General features: G+C 63.4%; 15 protein-coding genes. 5 read left to right on the top strand and 10 right to left on the bottom strand.

Annotation, left to right across the window (positions count from 1 at the left end):
• Nucleotides 1–2 precede the first annotated feature (2 nt).
• From ACSJJU_RS06290 to ACSJJU_RS06275, 4 genes are all read right to left on the bottom strand, one after another.
• Complete coding sequence (locus ACSJJU_RS06290) at nucleotides 3–1,199, bottom strand: M20 aminoacylase family protein (RefSeq protein ID WP_435914452.1); 1,197 nt, start codon at nucleotides 1,197–1,199, stop codon at nucleotides 3–5.
• A gap of 78 nt (nucleotides 1,200–1,277) precedes the next feature.
• Complete coding sequence (locus ACSJJU_RS06285) at nucleotides 1,278–2,885, bottom strand: AbgT family transporter (RefSeq protein ID WP_435914451.1); 1,608 nt, start codon at nucleotides 2,883–2,885, stop codon at nucleotides 1,278–1,280.
• Between the two features lie 91 nt (nucleotides 2,886–2,976).
• Nucleotides 2,977–5,976 (bottom strand): TonB-dependent receptor domain-containing protein, encoded by a 3,000-nt coding sequence (locus ACSJJU_RS06280; protein WP_435914450.1) that lies wholly within the window; start codon nucleotides 5,974–5,976, stop codon nucleotides 2,977–2,979.
• Nucleotides 5,977–6,130: 154 nt separating this feature from the next.
• Nucleotides 6,131–7,069, bottom strand: a complete 939-nt coding sequence (locus tag ACSJJU_RS06275; protein ID WP_435914448.1) for a LysR family transcriptional regulator — start codon at nucleotides 7,067–7,069, stop codon at nucleotides 6,131–6,133.
• 115 nt (nucleotides 7,070–7,184) lie between these two features.
• Between ACSJJU_RS06275 and leuC the strand changes: the two genes are divergently transcribed.
• From leuC to ACSJJU_RS06255, 4 genes are all read left to right on the top strand, one after another.
• Nucleotides 7,185–8,621 carry a 3-isopropylmalate dehydratase large subunit gene (gene leuC / locus ACSJJU_RS06270; RefSeq protein WP_435914446.1) on the top strand — a complete coding sequence of 479 codons (1,437 nt, stop codon included), beginning with the start codon at nucleotides 7,185–7,187 and terminating at the stop codon, nucleotides 8,619–8,621.
• Nucleotides 8,621–9,250: a 3-isopropylmalate dehydratase small subunit gene (leuD, locus tag ACSJJU_RS06265; RefSeq protein WP_435914444.1), complete on the top strand. Its 630-nt coding sequence runs from the start codon at nucleotides 8,621–8,623 to the stop codon at nucleotides 9,248–9,250. Before leuC ends, leuD begins: the two co-directional genes overlap by 1 nt.
• Entirely contained in the window at nucleotides 9,234–10,136 is a 903-nt protein-coding gene (locus ACSJJU_RS06260) for an alpha/beta fold hydrolase (RefSeq protein WP_435914443.1), read from the top strand. The genes leuD and ACSJJU_RS06260 overlap by 17 nt, the downstream gene beginning before the upstream one ends.
• A gap of 269 nt (nucleotides 10,137–10,405) precedes the next feature.
• A complete protein-coding gene (locus ACSJJU_RS06255) occupies nucleotides 10,406–13,501 on the top strand; it encodes a response regulator (protein WP_435914442.1) in 3,096 nt (1,031 codons plus the stop codon).
• Between the two features lie 16 nt (nucleotides 13,502–13,517).
• On the opposite strand, the gene ACSJJU_RS06250 is transcribed toward ACSJJU_RS06255, so the two are convergent.
• The 5 genes from ACSJJU_RS06250 to ACSJJU_RS06230 all read right to left on the bottom strand — a co-directional run bounded on the left by ACSJJU_RS06250 (nucleotide 13,518) and on the right by ACSJJU_RS06230 (nucleotide 18,268).
• A complete protein-coding gene (locus tag ACSJJU_RS06250) occupies nucleotides 13,518–15,179 on the bottom strand; it encodes a Na+/H+ antiporter (RefSeq protein ID WP_435914440.1) in 1,662 nt (553 codons plus the stop codon).
• Nucleotides 15,180–15,546: 367 nt separating this feature from the next.
• Nucleotides 15,547–15,816: a GlsB/YeaQ/YmgE family stress response membrane protein gene (locus ACSJJU_RS06245; protein ID WP_435914438.1), complete on the bottom strand. Its 270-nt coding sequence runs from the start codon at nucleotides 15,814–15,816 to the stop codon at nucleotides 15,547–15,549.
• Between the two features lie 258 nt (nucleotides 15,817–16,074).
• On the bottom strand, nucleotides 16,075–16,305 hold the full coding sequence (locus ACSJJU_RS06240; protein ID WP_435914437.1) for a hypothetical protein: 231 nt from the start codon (nucleotides 16,303–16,305) through the stop codon (nucleotides 16,075–16,077).
• 145 nt (nucleotides 16,306–16,450) lie between these two features.
• Nucleotides 16,451–16,873: a DUF3775 domain-containing protein gene (locus tag ACSJJU_RS06235; protein ID WP_435914435.1), complete on the bottom strand. Its 423-nt coding sequence runs from the start codon at nucleotides 16,871–16,873 to the stop codon at nucleotides 16,451–16,453.
• A 318-nt stretch (nucleotides 16,874–17,191) separates the two neighbouring features.
• Entirely contained in the window at nucleotides 17,192–18,268 is a 1,077-nt protein-coding gene (locus ACSJJU_RS06230; RefSeq protein ID WP_435914433.1) for a Leu/Phe/Val dehydrogenase, read from the bottom strand.
• A 198-nt stretch (nucleotides 18,269–18,466) separates the two neighbouring features.
• On the opposite strand from ACSJJU_RS06230, the gene ACSJJU_RS06225 reads away from it, so the two are divergent.
• Entirely contained in the window at nucleotides 18,467–18,943 is a 477-nt protein-coding gene (locus ACSJJU_RS06225; RefSeq protein WP_435914431.1) for an Lrp/AsnC family transcriptional regulator, read from the top strand.
• A gap of 74 nt (nucleotides 18,944–19,017) precedes the next feature.
• Here the strand turns inward: ACSJJU_RS06225 and ACSJJU_RS06220 are convergent, their stop codons facing one another.
• A complete protein-coding gene (locus ACSJJU_RS06220) occupies nucleotides 19,018–20,328 on the bottom strand; it encodes a dihydrolipoamide acetyltransferase family protein (RefSeq protein WP_435914429.1) in 1,311 nt (436 codons plus the stop codon).
• Nucleotides 20,329–20,330: the final 2 nt, after the last annotated feature.

Raw genomic sequence — 20,330 nt, 5'->3', positions numbered from 1 at the left:
GGCTACCGGGGGAGAAACGCCTCCGCCAACGCCACGAAAAATGCTGCGCCGGTAGGCGAAATGCTGTCGTTATAGGAATAGTGGGAATTGTGCAGCATCACGGCCCCGGGGCCCTCATCCCCATTACCGAGGAGCAGAAAGCACCCAGGCACAACGTCGAGGTACCGCGCAAAATCCTCGCCGCCCATGCTTGGCGCATCGAGATCCACAAAACGATCGGCACCAACGACGCCAATTGCGATCTCCCGAACCCTTGCATACAGATCGGCCGGGTTATGAAGGGCCGGGTACCCGCGTTCGTAATAGAGTTTGGCCGTCGCGCCAAATGAAGCCGCGACCCCGGTTACAATCTCGCGCAGCCGTTTCTCGACGGCATCCTGGCTCTGCCGCGAAAGCGTCCGAACCGTGCCACCCATCCAGACTTCATCCGGGATGATATTGACCGCCGTCCCCGCCTCAACCGTACACACCGAGACGACAACAGAATCCATGGGGTCCGCGTTGCGCGCAGCAATACTTTGAATGGCCGTTATGATGTGCGCTGCGACGAGAACAGGATCGACAGCAAGATGGGGGCGCGCCGCGTGTCCGCCCTTCCCCATTACCACGATCTCGAAACGGTCAGCCGCGGCGTAAAGCGGGCCCGGGCGGCCTGCGAGCTTGCCAGCCGCAATTCCCGGCCGGTTATGGATTCCAAAGATGGCCTCCATCGGAAAGCGCTCGAACAGCCCCGCTCGTATCATGGCGCTCGCTCCACCTTCCAGTTCGCCGTCGGGCCCAGGGCAGCCAAGCGCCTCCTCGGCAGGCTGAAAGATCAAATGAACAGCGCCATTGAAATTCCGGGTGGCCGCAAGGTATTTGGCCGCGCCGAGCAACATCGCCGTGTGGCCATCGTGCCCACAGGCATGCATGACCCCGGGGATGCAGGAGCGGTGATCAGACTCCGTCATTTCCGGGATGGGCAGCGCATCGATATCCGCACGGATGCCGATTGCCCGGCGTGACTGGCCGGCCCGAATGGTGGCGACAATGCCCGTGCCGGCGATCCCCGTGTGGATTTCATCAACGCCAAAGTCCACCAGCAAGTCATGGATGAAACGCATCGTACTGTGCTCGTGATAGCCGAGCTCCGGATGCTGATGGATATGCCGGCGCCACGCAGCCATCTCGGCTTCAAGGGATCGCAGATCGATGGACATGTCTCGGTCACTCCTGTCAAAGCATGGCACCAATGTGGTCACCACCACGTCTCGGCGACCGTCATGGCAGGCCGACTGTCACCGGCACACATGCGCAGCCAATTCATAAAACACCTTTGCACCGGGCCCCAGGGGGAGGTCGAAGATGACCCATCCAACCGTCATTCCGATCCCCACGACCATAAAACTCAGCGCATAGGGCAACATCAGCGCCAGCAATGAGCCAACACCAACCGACTTGTCCCAACGCTGGCAGAACACGAGAACCAGCGGGAAATAGCTCATCAGCGGGGTCATAATGTTCGTGTAGCTGTCGCCCATGCGATACGCGGCGGTGGTCATCTCCGGGCTGATGCCCAGCATCATGAACATCGGCACGACCACCGACGACAGAACGCTCCATTTTGCCGTTGACGATCCGATAAACAGATCGAGAAACGAGGACAGAAGCAGCACACAGACAAGCAGCAGAGAAGCGGGAATACCCAGGCCCTCAAGCGAGACCGCCCCGTTGATGGCGATGATGGGCCCGATACCGGACCAGTTGAACATCGCGACAAAATGGGCAGCAAAAAACACGAATACCAGATAGGGGGCGAGCGTCCGAACGCCCTCCCGCATCATGTCGATGATATCGGCAGACGTCTTTACCGTTCCCACCGCGTGCCCGAACATCGCGCCAGACGCTAAAAACAGGATGAACAATGCCGCGATGATTGATCCGTATAGCGGTTGCAGGCGCTGCGGCCCTGGAGCAGCTTCATCAATAAATGGCGTATAACCAGGCCAAAGGCACAGCGCAGCAAATGCGGCAATCACCACAAGGCCCACGAGGCCAGCCTGCCGCAGCCCCCGGCGCTCCGCATCCGTCAAAGCACCTTTTTCGAGATCTTCACGCAGCGTATCGTCGACTTCCGCCTCCCACACACCGAGACGTGGTTCGACAACCCTGTCGGTGATGAACCATATGATCGGCGTGAACAGGATGACGATCCCGAGGATCAAAAACCAGTTGCCGAGAGGGTTCATTTTCCAGGAGGGCTCGACAATTCGGGCGGCTTCCTGCGTGAAGCCGAACAGCACCACATCAAGCTGACCAGGAAAGATATTGCCGGCATAGCCACCCGAGACGGCGGCGAGCGCGGCGGCGATGCCTGCCAGAGGATGGCGTCCGACAGATGCAAAGAGCACCGCAGCCAAGGGGATCAGAACGACGTAAGCGGCATCCGCAGCATGATGTGAAACCATGCCCACAAACGCGATGATCGGCGTCATGTAGCGACGTGAGGCGTTCCGAAGAGAGCCCCGGATCAGGGCGAAGAACAGGCCGGACCGCTCGGCAACAGACGCGCCCAGCATGATGGTCAGGACGACACCGAGCGGGACAAAGCTCGTGTACGTTCGGGGCATTTCGCTGAACAGCCGGGCAATGTTCTGCTCTGAAAAGAGGTTCTGTGCCCGGTAGGTCAGCACTCCATTCGCGAGGTCAGCGTTCGGGGGAACGCTGCCTCCCCTGAACGGAATGGAGGCACTCCACTCCAAAGCCGCTGCGAGCGTTGACAACAACATCAGCGCCGCAATCAAATAGATGAAAATCATCGTCGGATCAGGCAGGTAATTACCTACGCGTTCGACGACCCCCAGAAGCCCCCTCTGGCGGGCAAGGCGATGTGTTTCGGCAGTCAATGTGCGTCTCCTGCCCGGATCCTTCGTGTGGTTTGTACGCACCTTTTGAGGCTCACGCCTGCGCCCGAGCCACAAAAAACCCCAAGGGAAATCAGAAGCTAACTTCCACCCCGAGCCTGATAATGGGACCAAACTGGTCAAAACCTCCACCCGAAGCATCGATCACCTGGACCGACTCCATGGTGGGCAGCTTTTCGTTGAAGAGGTTCTGGACACCAAAGGAGAATTTGGCTTCCCGTTGGCCAGTCATCGCCAGGACATACGATGCCGAGATATCGTTGTAGAACCGAGAACCCGTTTTACGATGCGAGATAAGTTCGCGGCTGATCCCGGGCGAAATATCCGTCAGCGATTGACTTGACTGATAACGGCCCTGCCACCCGATCGTCAGGGGGCCTTTGCTGAAGGAGAGCCCCATGACCCCCTTGTATCTGGGATAACCGTAGAACCCCTCCAGAACGGTATACAGGTCCGGCCGCGCCTGGAATGTATATGTCCGAAGGCGGTGCAGATAGGTGAACGCGACGTTTGCAGACAGGCGGCCACCCGCGACTGGCAGAGCATAGAAAAGCTGAACATCCAATCCGGACGTCTTCAACTTGGACGTATTCACGTAGGTGCTGTTTCCGGTTTTAATTCCGAAATAGTTCGGACTGGCCGGATTTGTCTCACGCGTAATCAGATTGCAAAGATCTGTATCCGGGCCATCCGCGCGGTCAACGCAGTTTTCCGCAATCTGCTGAGGGCTCAGGAAACTGATCGCATCCTTGATCTTGATGTCGAACCAGTCAATCGAGAGCTGAAGACCGGGCAGAAAGTCCGGCGAGAACACAAAGCCCGCCGTCCAGCTATCCGAAACCTCGGGCTTCAGATTTTCGTTGCCGGACACGACAAACGGTACGCCGATCCCTCCATTCAGGGGCACGAAGCCGTCGGGCCGTCCAAGTGCGGCACAGTTGGCAGCGCGGTGCGGGTTTTCCTTGATGTTGGTTTCCGAGCAGGGATCGTCGACATTTGTCGTTTGCCCTTCGGCTGGCCGGAATGCCTCGAAGATGTTCGGTGCGCGGATCGCCCGACCCAGTGTCGCTCGAAGCCGGAACCCGTCCGCAGGCTCCCAGACCCCACCCGCCTTCCAGGATGTTGCCGTGCCGGCGTGGCTGTAGTCCGCATGACGGACAGCGCCCTCGACGGACAACAGTTTTGCGAAGGGCATATCCGTCAATAAGGGGACACTCAGCTCTCCGAAGAATTCCGTAACATGATAGCCGCCTTTGTAGTCCTGGGTCGGGGCTTGATTGGTGAGGCCCTCCTTGACAAGGGGGTCAGTTGTGCGGCCGTTACGTTCCTTGCGGTATTCGGCGCCAAGCGCGAAACCGACGGCACCTCCCCCTGGCATGGTGAGAACCTTCCCGGTGTCGCCTGCGAGCGAAAAACCTGCCGTCGCCTGGCGTATGAAAGCTCTGGAGACGGTCGTTGCCGTCACGAAGTCGCGCGCCGCCTGGGAACTTGCGGTCGAACCAAAGGGATTGAACGGAGCGCACGGCACACCGCCCACGATTTTCGGCGGATCGTAGCCCGGCGGCTGCAAGGCCGGGACATCCATACGGCACGCAGGCGCCCCGGTGGCGGGATCGATAACGGCATCGAGGGCAGCGCTCAAATTCCCGACAAGCAAGCGATTGTAGCCGGTGAACTTTGCCTTCGTGCGGCCGTACGTTCCGTAGATATCGAAGTTGAGGTCCGAAAATCCTGTTTCGATCGTCCCCTTGAACCCGCCGGCAAAGGAAAGGCTGTCGCGATCCACCCGGCTGTAGCGCAGTCCAAGGTCCGTATAGAGGCGATCGAGCCGCACCGTCGTGACCCCGGCGTCGAGAAGGGCCGCACGGAAATCCTCGTTGAGAAAGGCATTTTCGGCCACACTGATCGGCCTCGCCGCCTGGATCACAGGCTGGCCACGACCCAGGCTGGATGTATCGTTGTAGTCGACCGAGAAATAGCCGCGAATATTGTCGCTAAAATCGTAGTACGTGCTCAGATTCAGGTTATAGCGCTCGATATCGGGAACAATCGATATCGAATCATCGTAACGGAAGCACGCCTGGCCACAATTCTCGTAGATGCCAAACAGAGCACCGTCGGTCAGGCTCGCGGTCGGGTAAGGACGAACCGAGCCGTCGTCATTAAACACGTACCGTCCAAGACCGCCCGTGTCATTGTTGAACCCGACAACGCCATAACCCGAAAAGCGAAGAGATTCGCCCCCTGGCACCACAATCATGTCAGGAATACCGTCGTTCGGCCCGGTGTCCGCCGGATTCAACATCGCGACGTAATTCTTCATGTCGGCCTGTCGCGGTGTAATCTCCCGGACGTCGGTGTAGTCCGCAGCAATCAAGACATGCCCGCGCCCTCCGGCGAACTTCGTCCCGGCCAGCAGGCTGCCGCCATAGGTAAAACCTTCAGATCCGCGCGTGGGCTGGGAGCCGTTGAAGGAGAAACGGACCCCGTCATAATCTTCTTTGAGAATGATGTTGACCACACCGGATACAGCGTCCGAGCCATAGATCGCCGAAGCGCCGCCGGTGATGACCTCGATCCGGTCAATGAGGTTGGGGTTGATCGAGTTCAGGTCGATCGCTGTACTGTCCGTCGTACCGGCCACGCGGCGCTTGCCATTCACCAGCACGAGCGTGCGGTTGGCGCCCAGGCTTCGCAAGTCCACCGCAGCCAAACCGCCACTGGTTTCGCCGCGCGAGCCCGAGGCCCCTCCCTGCTGGCTTTGCTGCATGCTGCCTGAAAAGCCGATCGCAGGTTGTTGCGCGAGGGCGCGGCCGATATCGAACTGCGCATTATTGTTTGCGAGAGCGTCCGCGGTAACGACGCCAACTGGAGTCGGCAAATCAAGAGCAGACCGGCCAATGCGCGACCCCGTCACCACAACCATGTTGTCATCATGGACCTGTGAACTGTCGTTGACTTCGGCCACATCCTGCGCACGCGCAGGGCCTGCAAACGTCACACAGAGCGCCACAGCTACAAGAGATGCGCCTCCCAGTAAGTTGGCGCTCGCGTTTGTCTTACCCTGTTCCACGGTTTCCTCCCCCCCCTTGGCACTGCCAAGCCTCCCATCCGGCTGGTGCAAGGGCAGGGAAAATCTACGGTGAGGTAATTACCGGTTCCAATGCCGGTTAGACATAAAACTATTCTCGCCATGTAGGCTGAGTGTGCGTAATATTATTACGCCGTTACGACAACGTTATGGCAGAGTTCTCCGCCTGTTTCTGCACGCAGTTCTTGACCATACTCCAGAAGCCTTCCACGCTCGGGCTTCTCCGCGCGATCGGCTTGTAAAGCCTGATCTCGAGCGGGACATTCCAGTGGTCCTCGCCCGCTGCAACGAGGCGGCCACTTTCCAGATCGGCACGCACCACACTGAGCGGTGCCCAGCAAATGCCACGCCCGTCACGGGCCATGGACATCAGCACGGCGGCCATGTGGGAGCGAAAGACGGTCCGAAGCGAAGCGCAGCCCGCAGGGATCACCTGAGCCGCCTGAAGAATGCGGCCCATGCCGGATTTTTCTTCAAACTCCAGATAGGGAAGCGGCTGGTCCGCACGCCCCGGCAGTCTGTAGCGCGGCATGCCATCCTCGGAAGGAGCAGCCACCGGCATCAGGATGTCCTCTCCCAACTTCAGGGATGTAAAACCAGCCGGATCAAGCCGATGCGCCGCTGCCGCGTGATGATGGCACAAAAGGAAGTCAGCCTTGCCTTCGAGCATAAAGCGCTCACACGCCACCATATTATCGGCAATCAGCGTTATCGTGCCGGTTTCGCGCCCATCGCTGATGCCGCTGAGCCAGGACGGAAAGAAGTTCAACGACAGGACATGCGTCGATGCGAAACGGATTTCATTACTGATCGTCCCGCCGATCTCGCGGACGTAGTCCCGCCCCAGTGTCAGGCGACGCACGATTTCTTCCGCAAGCACCCGGAACGCCTGGCCCGCCTCGGTCAGCTCAATGCGATGGGTATCGCGGTCCACGAGAGTCGCCCCCACCCACTCTTCGAGCGCACGAATGCGGCGGCTGAAGGCTGGCTGGGTCAGGTTGCGGGCTTCGGCGGCCCGGGAGAAATTGCCTTCCTCCGCAAGCTTGATGAAATCTTCGAGCCACACGGTGTCCATATGAGACCTGCCCGTCGCATACCCCGTCGCATCAATTGATACTGTCCTAGCATTGGATTAATATCAACCTTTTACCGAAAATCCGGCCCGACAAATCTGCAGGAAAAGGTCCTCGATGTCGGCGCCCAGAACTCTCTACGACAAGATAATTGACGCACATCGCATCATGACTTTCGAAGGAGCCAACAGCCCCGGCGAAAGATTGTTGCTCTATATCGACAGGACAGTCCTCAACGAATACACCAGCCCCCAGGCATTCACGGGACTTCGCCATGCGGCACGGAAACCCTGGTGCCCGGAGGCCGCCCTTGGCGTCGTTGACCATGTGAACTCGACCCACCCGGACCCCGGAGCGGGCCGGCTCGATGACGGCGCCCGTCGGCAGATCGCATATTTCCTGGAGAACGGCCGTGATTTCGGGGTCGAAATCCTGGATGTGTACGACCCCCGCCAGGGAATTGAGCATGTGGTCATGCCCGAGCTTGGCCTTGTGCTTCCTGGCATGGTCATCGCCGCGGGTGACAGCCACTCCACGACCTACGGCGCCTTCGGAGCCGTGGGCTTCGGAATTGGCACATCCGACATCGAGCACATGCTGGCGACGCAGACGCTCATCTACCACCGCTTGAAGAACATGCGGATTACGGTCCATGGGCGCCTTGCCGTGGGGATCACCGCGAAAGACCTGATCATGGAGGTGATACGTCAGATCGGCGCTGCGGGAGCTTCCGGCCATGCGGTCGAGTTCGCGGGGGAAGCGATCAGCGCCCTGGACCTCGAAGCGCGCATGACGATCTGCAACATGGCGGTTGAATGCGGCGCGCGTGTCGCGCTGATGGCCCCTGACGAAAAGGTTATCGCCTATGTCGCGCAGCGCCCACGCGCACCGTCCGCCGACCTGCTGAACCTTGCCATCCCCCAATGGCGAACCTTGCGGAGCGATCCTGACGCCTCATTCGACAAGGAACGGACATTTAACGCGAGCGATATCCCGCCAATGGTCACCTGGGGAACGAGTCCGGACCAGGCGCTTGCGATAACCGATCGGGTTCCCGATCCCGAAACCCTGCCCGCCGATCGCCGCGCCGATGCCGCACGCGCCCTCGACTATATGGGACTCAAGCCGAACACGAGGCTCCAGGACATCACGATTGATCGCGCCTTTATCGGCTCCTGCACAAATGCCCGCCTTTCCGACCTCCGCGACGCGGCCAGAATCCTGAAAGGACGCAAGGTCGCGCCGGGTGTGCGGGCGATGATTGCACCGGGAAGCAGTCTGGTACGAAAGGCCGCCGAGGACGAGGGGCTCGATCGCGTGTTTGTCGAAGCCGGTTTTGAATGGCGGCGATCGGGCTGTTCGCTTTGTCTCGCCATGAATGACGACAGCCTCGCACCGGGGGAGCGATGTGCCTCCAGCACAAATCGCAACTTCGAAGGGCGTCAGGGTGTCGGCGGCAGAACGCACCTGATGAGCCCTGCGATGGTTGCCGCGGCAGCCGTGACCGGCAAGCTCACCGATGTGCGCCTGTTTTCCACAGGAGTAGATGACTAATGGAGAAGTTCATTCGCGTATCGGGTCCGGTTGCCGCCCTGCCCGCCGCCAATCTCGATACCGATGTCATCATGCCCAAATCATTTCTGAAGGGCATCGACCGTTCGGGGCTTGCCGTCGGGCTTTTTCACGACCTGCGGTTCGACGAAAGCGGCGCCCCGCGCCCCTCGTTCATCCTGAACCGACCCGGCATGGAGAACACCCGCTTCCTGCTTGTCGGTGCCAATTTTGGTTGCGGGTCATCCCGCGAACATGCAGTCTGGGGCATGTTGCAGTACGGCATCCGCGGCATCATAGGATCATCGTTTGGCGCGATCTTCGCTGACAATGCAGCGAATAATGGACTGCTCCTCGTATCCCTGCCGCAAGCGCAAGTGACTGAGCTGATGGAAAGTCTTGATGACGGCGCGGGTCACATGACGGTCGATCTCGACGCGCAACGCATTCAATCCGGCAGACATTCCGTACGTTTTGAAATCGATCAATCGTTGCGGCGCGCCCTCATGCTGGGACTTGATCGCATCGGCGAGACGCTGACCTTTGCCCATCGCATCCGCCGGTTCGAACAAGCGCATTTCAACAGCAATCCCTGGTTCAAAGTTGAACGACGCCATGACTGCCCATCCTGAGCACAATGACTTGATGCCCGGCTTTCAGGTGCAGGACATCAGCGCCGGTGAAATACGGATCAGAGCGGCCGTCGGCGGCTCCGGGCCGCCCCTGCTGCTCCTGCATGGCCACCCGCAAACCCACCTCACCTGGCACAAGGTCGCACCCGAACTCGCAAAACGGTTTACCGTCGTCGCCACTGACCTTCGGGGATACGGTGACAGCGACAAGCCGTTTGGGGACCCGGAACACCGGGCCTATTCCAAGCGCGTCATGGCGGCAGACCAGGTCACTGTGATGACGCAGCTTGGCTTCCATTGTTTTGATGTCGTCGCCCATGATCGCGGCGCCCGCGTTGCGCATCGGATGGCGCTGGATCACCCTGAACGTGTCAATCGGATGGTCCTGATCGACATCGCCCCCACTGCCACGATGTACGCCCTGACCAATCGCGAATTCGCGACGCGCTATTTCTGGTGGTTCTTCCTGATCCAGCCTTACGATTTACCTGAGCGGCTCATCGCGGCTGATCCCGACTACTTCCTCGATCGCCATCTGGCCGGCCAGATAAAGGTTGAAGGCGCGCTCGATCCGCGTGTGGTGGCTGAGTACAGACGTTGCTATCGGGATCCGGCTACCCGGCACGCGATTTGTGAGGACTATCGTGCCGCCGCGAGCATTGACCTGGAGGATGATGCGGCGGACGCGGGACGCCTCATTGAATCGCCGCTGCTGGTCCTTTGGGGCGCCTACGGCACCGTCGGAAGGCTGTTTGATGTCGAGGGGAGCTGGCGACCCAAGGCCCGCCACGTGAGGGGGCGCGCGCTTCCGTGCGGGCACAGTCCACAAGAGGAAGTGCCGGAAATTCTTCTCTCGGAACTGAACTCTTTCCTTCCGACGGAATGAGTTCTTTTTCCTCATCCCGGGCGCGATTGGCCAGCCCTGCCTTTCCTCGCGGGACAGGCACCGGGCCCGATCAATACATATTTACTAGTGTTTTCGTCGGTCTTGCCTGTGTTCCCTATCCGGTAAAAATTACCTGTCCACTTGCCGTCGTATGCCCGTCTCTCGAGTGTTGAGCGTGGACCCCTCCATACACGGCCGGACGGAGCGCTGACTTGACCGTCTCCAGAGCGTCATATCCCACGAGCGCGATTTTTATCGGCACAAGCGAAATGGCGCAGCAGATGCGCGCCTGTGACTGGAGCACCTCCCCCATCGGCGCGCCCGAGACCTGGCCCGACGCCATCAAGGTCACCATCCGGCTGATGCTCACATCCGGGTTCTGCATGTCCCTCATGTACGGGCCGGAAAGGACCCTCCTCTACAACGATGCCTACCGGCAGCTGCTCGGCCACCGGCATCCGTGGGCGCTGGGTCGCCCCACGCGGGAGGTGTGGCCCGAAGCCTGGCCGATGATCGAGGCCCGCATCCGCAAGATCGAGGAGGGGCTTGTCGGCACCTGGGACGAGGATCGTCCCCTGCTTCTCGATCGCGGGGGCCAGCTTGAGGAAACCTACCACACCCTTTCCTACACCCCCGTCATCGGCGAGTCCGGCCGGATCGAGGGCATCCTCACCATCATCAAGGACGAGAGCGATCGCATCATCTCCGAGCGGCGCATGAAGCTGCTGTGGGAGCAGAGTTCCGCCCTCGCCCTGGCGGATGATCAGCGCTCGGTCGTGGCGGCGGTGGAGACCACGCTCCGCCACCACCCGCGTGATCTTCCGTTCAGCCTGCTTTACCTGCTGGACGGCGACGGCCCGGCCCGGCTGGCGGGCTGCACAGGCCTCACCCCGGGCCATCCGCTGGCGCCGGAGCGGTTGACAAAAGCCTGCGCTGTCCCCTGGACCCTGGAGCGGCTGCGGCGCATCGGCGGCGTGGAGGTGATCGACATCAGCGATCTGCCGAACCGGCCCACGGCCGCCTGCGGCGCACTGCCCACCCGTGCCGCGCTGGTGCCGCTTGCCAGCCGGGATGCGGACCGCCCGGTCGGCACGCTCGTCGTCGGCCTCAACCCCTATCGCGCCGCCGACAAGGCCTATCTCCACTTCCTCCGGCTGCTGGCGGGCAAGATCACCGCCGCCCTTGCCAGCGCGGCAACCCATGCGGCCGAGCGCCGCCGCGCGGCCACGTTGAGCGAGGCGGCGCGGCGACGTCAGCAGGCGGCCCAGTCCCTCCATCAGGCCAATGTGCGCCTGACCTCCGAGATGGCGCTGCGGACGCAGGAGCGCGACCAGCTGCGGCTGCTGTTCGAGCAGGCGCCCAGCTTCATGTGCCTGCTGCGGGCCGATGACCTCGTCTACGAACTGGCCAACCGCGCCTACGAAGATCTTGTCGCCTGCCATGATCTCATCGGTCGCTCCGTACCCGAGGCCCTGCCGCATGTCGTCTTTGGCGTGCGGCTGGAGACGATGATGGACGTGATGCGTAGGGGCGAGGCCTACATCGGCCGCGACGTGGCGGTCGAGGTCTCCCGCGCGCCGGGTCAACAGCCGGAGACGCGGTTCGTCAACGTGATCTTCCAGCCCATCCGCGATGCCGAAGGCACCCTCACCCACGTGTTCATCGAGGGCCACGACGTCACCGAGCAGAAGCGTGCGGAACGGGAACTCCAGCAACTGAACGAGACGCTGGAGCATCGCGTTGCCCAGCGCACGGCGGAACTGGCCGAGGCCCTGGAGCGGCTGAAGCGGGAGTCCGAGGAGCGGACCGCGGCGGAAGCCGCCCTGCGCCATGCGCAAAAGCTCGAAGCGCTGGGCCGGCTGACCGGCGGCATTGCCCATGACTTCAACAACCTGCTTCAGGTGATCTCCGGCAACCTCCAGCTGCTGGCCAGCACCGTCTCCGGCAACCCCCGGGCCGAGCGGCGCATCGCCAACGCCCTCGAAGGCGTGACGCGCGGCTCCCGGCTGGCCGCGCAACTGTTGGCCTTCGGCCGCCGCCAGCCGCTGGAAGCCAAGGCGGTCAACGTCGGCCGGCTCATTCTCAACATGGATGACATGTTGCGCCGTACCCTGGGTCAGGCGATCGAGATCAGGCTGGATATCGCGGAGGATCTGGGCAACGCCCTGATCGACCCCGGACAGTTCGAGAACGCCCTGCTCAACCTGGCCATCAATGCCCGTGATGCCATGGAGGGCGAAGGCCGCCTCCTCATCGAGGCGCGCAACGCCGTTCTCGACGAGGACGACACCTGCCGCCACGGCGAGGTGAAGCCGGGCCGGTATGTGATGGTTGGCGTCACCGACACCGGCAGCGGCATCGCGCCCGAACTGCTCGACCAGGTGTTCGAGCCGTTCTTCAGCACCAAGTCTGCGGGCAAGGGCACCGGGCTCGGCCTGTCGATGGTGCATGGCTTCGTCAAGCAGTCCGGCGGCCATGTGAAGATCGACAGCACGGTGGGCAAGGGCACCACGGTGCGGCTGTACCTGCCGTACGTGCTTCAGGGCGAGGACGTGCTGGTGGACAATGCCGCCGCCCCCGTGCCGGGCGGCACCGAGACCATTCTCGTGGTCGAGGACGACGACGAGGTGCGCGAGACCACCGTGGCGCTGTTGCGGGAGCTTGGCTACCGGGTGTTGCAGGCCAGCGATGCCCGCAGCGCCCTGAACATCCTCGCCAACGGCACGCCGGTCGACCTTCTGTTCACGGATGTGGTCCTGCCCGGCCCGCTTCACTGCCCGGAGCTTGTCCGCCTCGCGCGGGAGCGGCTTCCCCGCATCAAGGTTCTGTTCACGTCCGGCTACACGGAGAACGTCATCGTCCCCGATGGCCGGCTCGATCCGGGCGTCGACCTGCTGACCAAGCCGTACAGCCGCGAAGCCCTGGCCCGGAAGATCCGCGCCATGCTCTCCCAGCCGCCCCGGCCGGAGACGGAGCGGGCGCTGCCTCGCCCGCCCGCCAGGCCCCGGAGCCGCCCCGAGCGCACGGTCCTGCTGGTGGAGGATGAAGCAACGATCCGCGCCTGGACCGCCGAGATGCTGTCCGAACTCGGCTATGCCGTGGTGGAGGCGGACAGCGCCGCCTCCGCGATCAAGGCGCTGGACACGGCCCCCGTTGACCTGCTGTTCACCGATATCAAGCTGCCGGGCGCGTCCGGGATCGATCTGGCGCGAACGGCCCGGCAGCGCTGTCCCGAACTGCCCCTGATCTTCACCAGCGGCGGCGAAGGGGTACCGGCCAGCGCGGGGCTTGGCCGGTACATCACGCTCCTCAAGCCCTATTCGGCCGCGGAACTGGCGGACGCCCTCACTCAGACCATCCGTTAGTCCTGCCTTCCCGCCCCTAGCCGGCGAGCAGGCGCGTCTCCGCCAGATCGATGTCGCGCACCAGCTTGCGGATGATTTCCTCGGAGACCAGCCGGTTTCGCGCGAGGCGGTACAGTTCCTCCCGTTCCGCGCGCAGGCCCGCGAGGCGCAGCTCGCGCTCCACCTGTTCGGCCTTGCGCACCTCCTCGGCCAGCTCGGCCGTCTCGGCCGTCCGCTGCATGCGGTCGATGCGCTTGCGGTAAATGTCCATGACCTGAGCGGCGACGTCCACATACCGGTCCACGTCGCTGAGCCCGGCGCTCATGGCGTGCTGGCGCAGCTCGATCGCCTTGATCGCCGCCTCCGCCGCCAATGCCCGCGCCCGCTCCTCCTCCTTGTGGTGAGAGGGCTCCGGCGGCAGCTTGAGGCCCTTGAGCAGGAAAGGCAGGCCGATGCTGGACGCGGCCAGCGAGACGATAATCACGCCAGCGGCGATAAAGACCGCCACGTCCCGCGCCGGGAACGGTGAGCCGTCGAGCATCACCAGCGGCAGGGTCATCACGCCTGCCAGGGTGATCGCGCCGCGCACGCCCGCCAGCGACATGGCGGCCACCAGCCGCCAGCTGGGGGCGGAGAAGACCACCGCGCCCGGCCCGCCGTTGAGGCGACGCCGGTAGATGGTGAACCGCAGCGAGGCCCACACCCAGCCAAACCGCAGCACGGCCAGCGCGAAGTTGGTGGCCACCACATAGACCGCCAGCCACGCCACTTCGTCCCGGCCCGTCGCGCGCACCACCTCGGCGGCGCTGCTGGCGATCTTGGGCAGCTGCTCGCCCAGCAGCACGAAGATGATGCCGTTGACCGTGAACTGCACCGTATCCCACACGGCGGTGCGGCGCACCCGGGTGGTCGCCAGCGCCTGACCGCCGCTCTCGGCGTAGCTCATGGTGATGCCCGCCGCCACAGCCGCCAGAATGCCCGAGGCGTGCAGATGCTCCGCCGCCAGGTAGGCGCCGAAGGGAATGAGCAGGCTGATGAGGATCTGCGCGCCGGTGTCCTCGCCGATGCGGCGGGTGATCCACCCCTTGGCGTAGGTGATGCTCCAGGTCACACCCACGCCGATGGCGATACCGCCCAGCGCCAGCCACAGGAACGTGCCCGCAGCCGTCATCAGCGAGAACCCGCCTGTCAGCGCCGCCGCCACGGCGAAGCGCATGCACACAAGGCCGGACGCGTCGTTCAGCAGGGACTCGCCTTCCAGAATGTGCATCATCCGCTTCGGGATCGGCACGCGCGCGGCGATGGACGACACCGCGATCGGGTCGGTCGGCGACAGGATGGCGGCCAGCGCGAAGGCCACCGGGAGCGGCATCGTCGGGATCATCCAGTGGATGAAGAACCCCATGCCGACGACGGTGAAGATCACAAGGCCGAAGGCCAGCTCCAGAATGGTGCCCTTGTCGTGAAACAACTCCTCCTTGGGGATGCGCCAGCCATCGAGAAACAGCAGCGGCGGCAACAGCAGCAGGAAGAAGATCTCGGGGTTGAGGCTGACCGCCTCCCCGGTCGTTGCGGCGATGAGCGCACCGAAGCCGATCTGCACCAGCGGCAGGGGCACCGGGATCGGAGACAGGCGGGCCAGAATGCCACTGATCACGACCGCCAGCAGCAGCACAAGAGAAATAGTAATGGTTTCCATGGCTTGCTCCCGAACTCAGGGCGCAAGGCCGACCGCACGTGCCGTGAGGCCCACCTTCCCTCGACCGGGCAAGACTAGCCGCGTTCCGCCTCGCCTCGCCAGCCCGCAGTTGCGGCAACGCCTCGTTTTCTCGCCGGACCGCCGGCGTGGCGCGGCGGAACGCAGGCCGCCAGCAGGTGTGCGGGAGGGGCCAAGGGAGGTCAGGCGGACCCCTGTCAAACCATGGATAAGGCACAGGGGAAAAGGCACGGGAGACAAACAAACGAAGCCGCCGCCTGCGCCGCGCCGGTGGGCCGGCAGGGGCAGACAGCGGCAGTTGCAACGTTTCAGGCCACGCCCGGAAGCTCGCCTCCGGGCGGCCGGAGACCTAGCGTACCCGGCCGCGGCGGAAGAAATTGACGATTGCCAGCAGGATGATCGCGCCCACAAACGAGATCAGCAGGGCGCCGATGGAAAAATTACCGGATGTGATCGGGGGAATCCCGAGCAATGGCGAGAGCAGCAGACCTGCAAGAAGCGCACCCACGATGCCAACGACCACGTTGAGGATCACGCCTTGCTGGGCGTCCGTGCCCATGACCTTACTGGCCAGCCAGCCGAGAATACCGCCAATGATTATGATGAGCAGCCACGTCATATCCAGGTCTCCCCTTGCCTGGCCGGCACCGTGCCGGCGTTCCGATCGGGACCGTATAATCAACGAAACGCTTTGACTTAGCTGGCGTTCCCCGGCGCGTACCGTATCGGTGAACCTTGTGGCGCGGATGAACCGGAACGCAGCGCAACCGCCGTGGACGCGCTCTCAGGAGCCGCCCCGCCTGCTCTGCGCTGAACGAATAATCCCCCGGATCGGCGCCCGATCAGCTCATCCCCCGATCAGCTCATCTGGCCCCGATCAGCTCATCTGGCGCAGGATCGGCCGGATGCGATCCAGCAGCTCTGCCGACAGGTTGGGCTGACGCATACGGCAGACCCGCTCCAGCGCCAGCTTCAAGCCTTCCGGCAGCGCGCTGTCAGGCTTCTCCCTCGCCACCACTAGAAGCGCATGCGCCAGATCGAGCAATTCGCTCTCTTCGGCGGGCGCACGCTGCGAAGGCTGCAAGGAACTGTGGCCATCCACTGTCATGGTCCTCCCCCCGGTTTGCCATGTCCAGCGGTGCCACGCCTGGGCACGGCAGTCGGTTCCACTGCGGAACGTTCAGGGCCGGCAGTGGTTCCCTGGGGCGCGGCGACAAGACCCTGCCGGAGCGTCCGCTGAACTGGCACCAGGCTTAAAGCCGCCCGGCCTCGTAGTCGGTGCACGACAAGCCGAACTGGGACAGCCCCTCTTCCAGGTAGTCGGGAAGCATGGGCATACCCAGAAGATACTCGGCCGTGGTCGCGGTGTGGCGGGCGGTCAGCGCCTCGGTTCGCAGCCGCTCCCAGTTGTCGGCCGTGTCATCGCCGCGCCCCAGCCAGGCGAGCGCCACCAGATCGAGCTTCTCGTCGTCGTTGAGCGAGTCAATGAACTCGGCCAGCTGCATCTGGGTGGGATCGTCGGAATGATCCTCCAGTACCGAAGCCATGGCGTCGTCGCTGGCGTTGGAGGCCGGATCGGGGATGGTGACCACGTCCTTGCCGAAATACTCCCGCGCCTTGAGGATGACAAAACAGACCATGTCGGACGAGATCATCGTTTCGGGACGCTGGGCCATGTCCTCTACTCCGTCCTGTTACTCCGTCCTGTACTCCCGTGCCCGGTCCGCTGCATGAGGCGCGGGCCGCCCTTTCCCCGATCAACGCACGACCAGCTTGACCGATGCACCCGGCCAGCGCGCGGGCGGCAAAAAAGAAGGGGGTCAGGCGCCGCGCCAGAATGCACGAAGGGGAGCGCGGCGGCCGCGCTCCCCTTCGGTTGGATCGTCGCGCCCATGCAAGGCGGGAGAGGATGCATGGGCGCTTCGTCATCCCCGGCTCTGCGGCTTCCCCTGGACAGCTGGGAGCCGCCGCCGATCGCGGGACGGGTCAGTCGATCAGGCGGCGCGGGAGGCCACCGTGCTGCTCTTGCGAGCCGCCGCGATCTTCTCCTCGGCAAGGCGGTCGGCCACCGCAGCGGTGGACTGCCCTTCCTTGTCGGCCTGAGAGAAGATGCCGGCCAGCCGCGCACCGATTGCCTCGACCTTGGCGATGACCGTCGGCTCGTCGAACTGGTTCAGAATTTCGTGCGACACCGCAATGATGCCGCCCGCGTTGATCACGTAGTCCGGCGCATAGAGGATGCCGCGCTGGCGCAGACGCTCGCCGTCCTCGGCGGTGGCCAGCTGATTGTTGGCAGCGCCCGCCACCACCGGCACGTTCAGCGTGTCGATGGTCTGGGCGTTCAGCACCGCGCCCAGCGCGCAGGGCGCCAGCACGTCCGCTTCCACCGAGAGAATTTCATCCAGACCCACCGCCTTCGCGCCCCAGGCGTCAACCGCCGACTTGACCCGGTCCTGCGCGATGTCGGTCACGATCAGTTTGGCCCCGTCCCGGTGCAGCATGGTGCACAGGTGACGGCCCACATTGCCGAGGCCCTGCACGGCAATGGTCAGGCCCGCAAGCGAGTCCTTGCCCAGCTTGTGGCGCACGGAGGCCTTGATGCCGGAATAGACGCCGAGCGCCGTGTAGGGGCTGGGGTCGCCGCCCTTGCCGGGCTCGGAGTTGAGGCCGCTCACATGGGCGGTCTCCTGGCGAATGACCAGCATGTCGGCAACGCTCGTGCCCACGTCCTCGGCGGTGATGTAGCGGCCGCCCAGGCTGTTCACCGCGCGGCCAAAGGCGCGCAGCAGCGCCGGGCGATCATAGCTACCCTCCGGCGCCATGATCACCGACTTGCCGCCGCCCAGCGCCAGATCGGCCATGGCGTTCTTCAGGGACATGCCCCGGGACAGACGAAGCGCGTCGCGAAGGGCCTCCTCCTCGCTGGCATAGCGCCACATCCGGCAGCCACCGGCAGCCGGACCAAGTGCGGTCGAGTGAAGAGCGATAATCGCCTTGAGACCCGTCTCAGCGTCCCGAACAAACACCACCTGTTCGTGATCGCTGAAATCCGCGGCGGAGAAGACCGTCATTGACACACTCCATGAAGCTTTTTTGAGACTGGGGTCCGGGCGGCACAGCGCCCTCCCCGACGCTTTTCAAGGTGCCGCCCGGCCTTCCAGTGGCGCTATAATAAGGCCGGGCAGCGCTGAATTCCATTGCGATGTCTGTTGTCGAACAGACATAAAAAGCATATTTTCTTCACTTCGAAGCAAGAAAAAGAAGATTATATGCTCGACAAGCTGGACCCCATCGACAGGCGCATTCTGCACATCATGCAGGAGGACGGCAGCCTGTCGGTTGCGCAGATCGCAGACCATGTGGGCCTGTCCCACGCCCCGTGCTGGCGGCGCATCCAACGCCTTGAAAAGGCAGGGGCCATCAAGCGGCGCGTCGCCATCCTTGACCGTGAGGTGATGGGGTTCGACGCCATGGTGTTCGTGCAGGTGAAGCTGACCGCGCAGGGCCGCGCCCAGATTGCCGAATTCACCGAAGCCGTGCAGCGCTTTCCCGAAGTTCAGGACTGCCACGTCCTGCTGGGCGAGGTGGACTTCATCCTCCGCATCGTCACCCGCGACATCAAGGCCTACGAGCGGTTCTTCTACAACCACCTCTCCAAGCTGCCGGGCATTTCCGAAATCCGCTCGTCCATGGTGCTGACGGAAGTCAAACAGTCCTACAGCCTGCCGATCCTCAATGAGAGCTGACGCCCCGTTACCTCGCGGGCACAACGCCCGACCTTTCGCACGCGGCGGAGAGTCAGCCCCCGAACCTGGCAAGATCATTCAGTCCAGTTCTCAAGCGTGTGCACGAACGTCGAGAGCCACTTGTTGGTCTGGAAACCGTCGATCACGCGGTGGTCGATGGTGAGCGAGACATAGGCCATGGGCCGGATGACCATGGCGTCCGAGCCGTCGATCTCGCGGACCACAACCCGCTTTTCCAGCTTGCCGATGCCCAGAATGGCGGACTGGGGCTGGTTGATGATGATGGGCGCGGCGATCAGGCTGCCGCTGGTGCCGTGGTTCGAAATGGTGAAGGTGCCGCCCTGCACATCGGCGGGCTTGAGGCCGTTCGCGCGGGCGCGCTGCTTGATGTCCTCGAGCCGCCGGGCAATGCCGAGCAGGCTCAGATCCTGCGCCTTGTGAACGACGGGCACGATCAACCCCTTGTCCTCCAGCGCCGTGCCGATGCCGATGTTGATGTCGGAGAAAATCTCCAGCCCGTGGTCGTGGAAGCGACTGTTCACCTGAGGGACCGCGCGCATGGCAGCGACGGAGGCCGCGATGAAATAGGCGGTGAACGTCAGGTCCACCCCCTGCTGCTGGAATTCCGCGCGCCGCCGTGCCCGGTCCGCCAGCACCCGGGTCAGGTCCACCTCGAACAGGGCCGTCACATGCGGCGCGGTGGCGACGGAGCGGACCATGTGCTCGGCAATGGCGCGGCGCATGGAATCGTGGGGAATGATGGTGCTTCCTCCCGGCGTGGCGGAAACCGGCGCACCACTGGGGGCCGCACCACTGGGGGCTGCCGTGAACGCGCTCTGCGCGGAGGCCGCCTGCCGGAACGCGGTATCCTCCGGCGCGGCTTTCGGCTGGCGGTCGAGGAAGGCGAGCACATCCTCCCGCGTGATGCGGCCGCCCCGGCCGGTGCCGGGGATCAGCGCCGGATTGAGCTGGTGCTGCCGCACCAGACGGCGCACCGAAGGGCTGAGGCGGGTCTCGCCCGCCTCGCCGTAGGCCGTGCCGGACTCCTCCAGGCGGGCGGGATCATCGGCAGCGGGCACGTCCATGTCCGCCGCGCCCGCATCCTCGCCCGCATGGGTTTCGACGCGGGTGTCGATGCCGACGATGCGGATGAGGCCGAGGCGCTGGCCGGAGCCCACCGCCGCGCCCGCCTGCACCGAGATCTCCGAGAGCACACCGGCGGTAGGTGCCACCACCTCCAGCGTCACCTTGTCGGTCTCAAGCTCCGCAATGGGCTCGTCTTGCGCAACTGCGTCGCCGGCGCCTTTCAGCCAGCGGATCAGCGTCATGCGCGTGCCGTCCGGCTGGTCGGAGGGCGCAAGGATTTCCGTGCTGGTTCCAGACATGA

Origin of the sequence: Pedomonas sp. V897 (assembly GCF_051304405.1) — a bacterium.
Taxonomy (GTDB): Bacteria; Pseudomonadota; Alphaproteobacteria; order Sphingomonadales; family Sphingomonadaceae; genus Pedomonas.
Note: the sequence above shows the minus strand (reverse complement) of the source record. Positions and strands in the feature narration are given on the sequence as shown.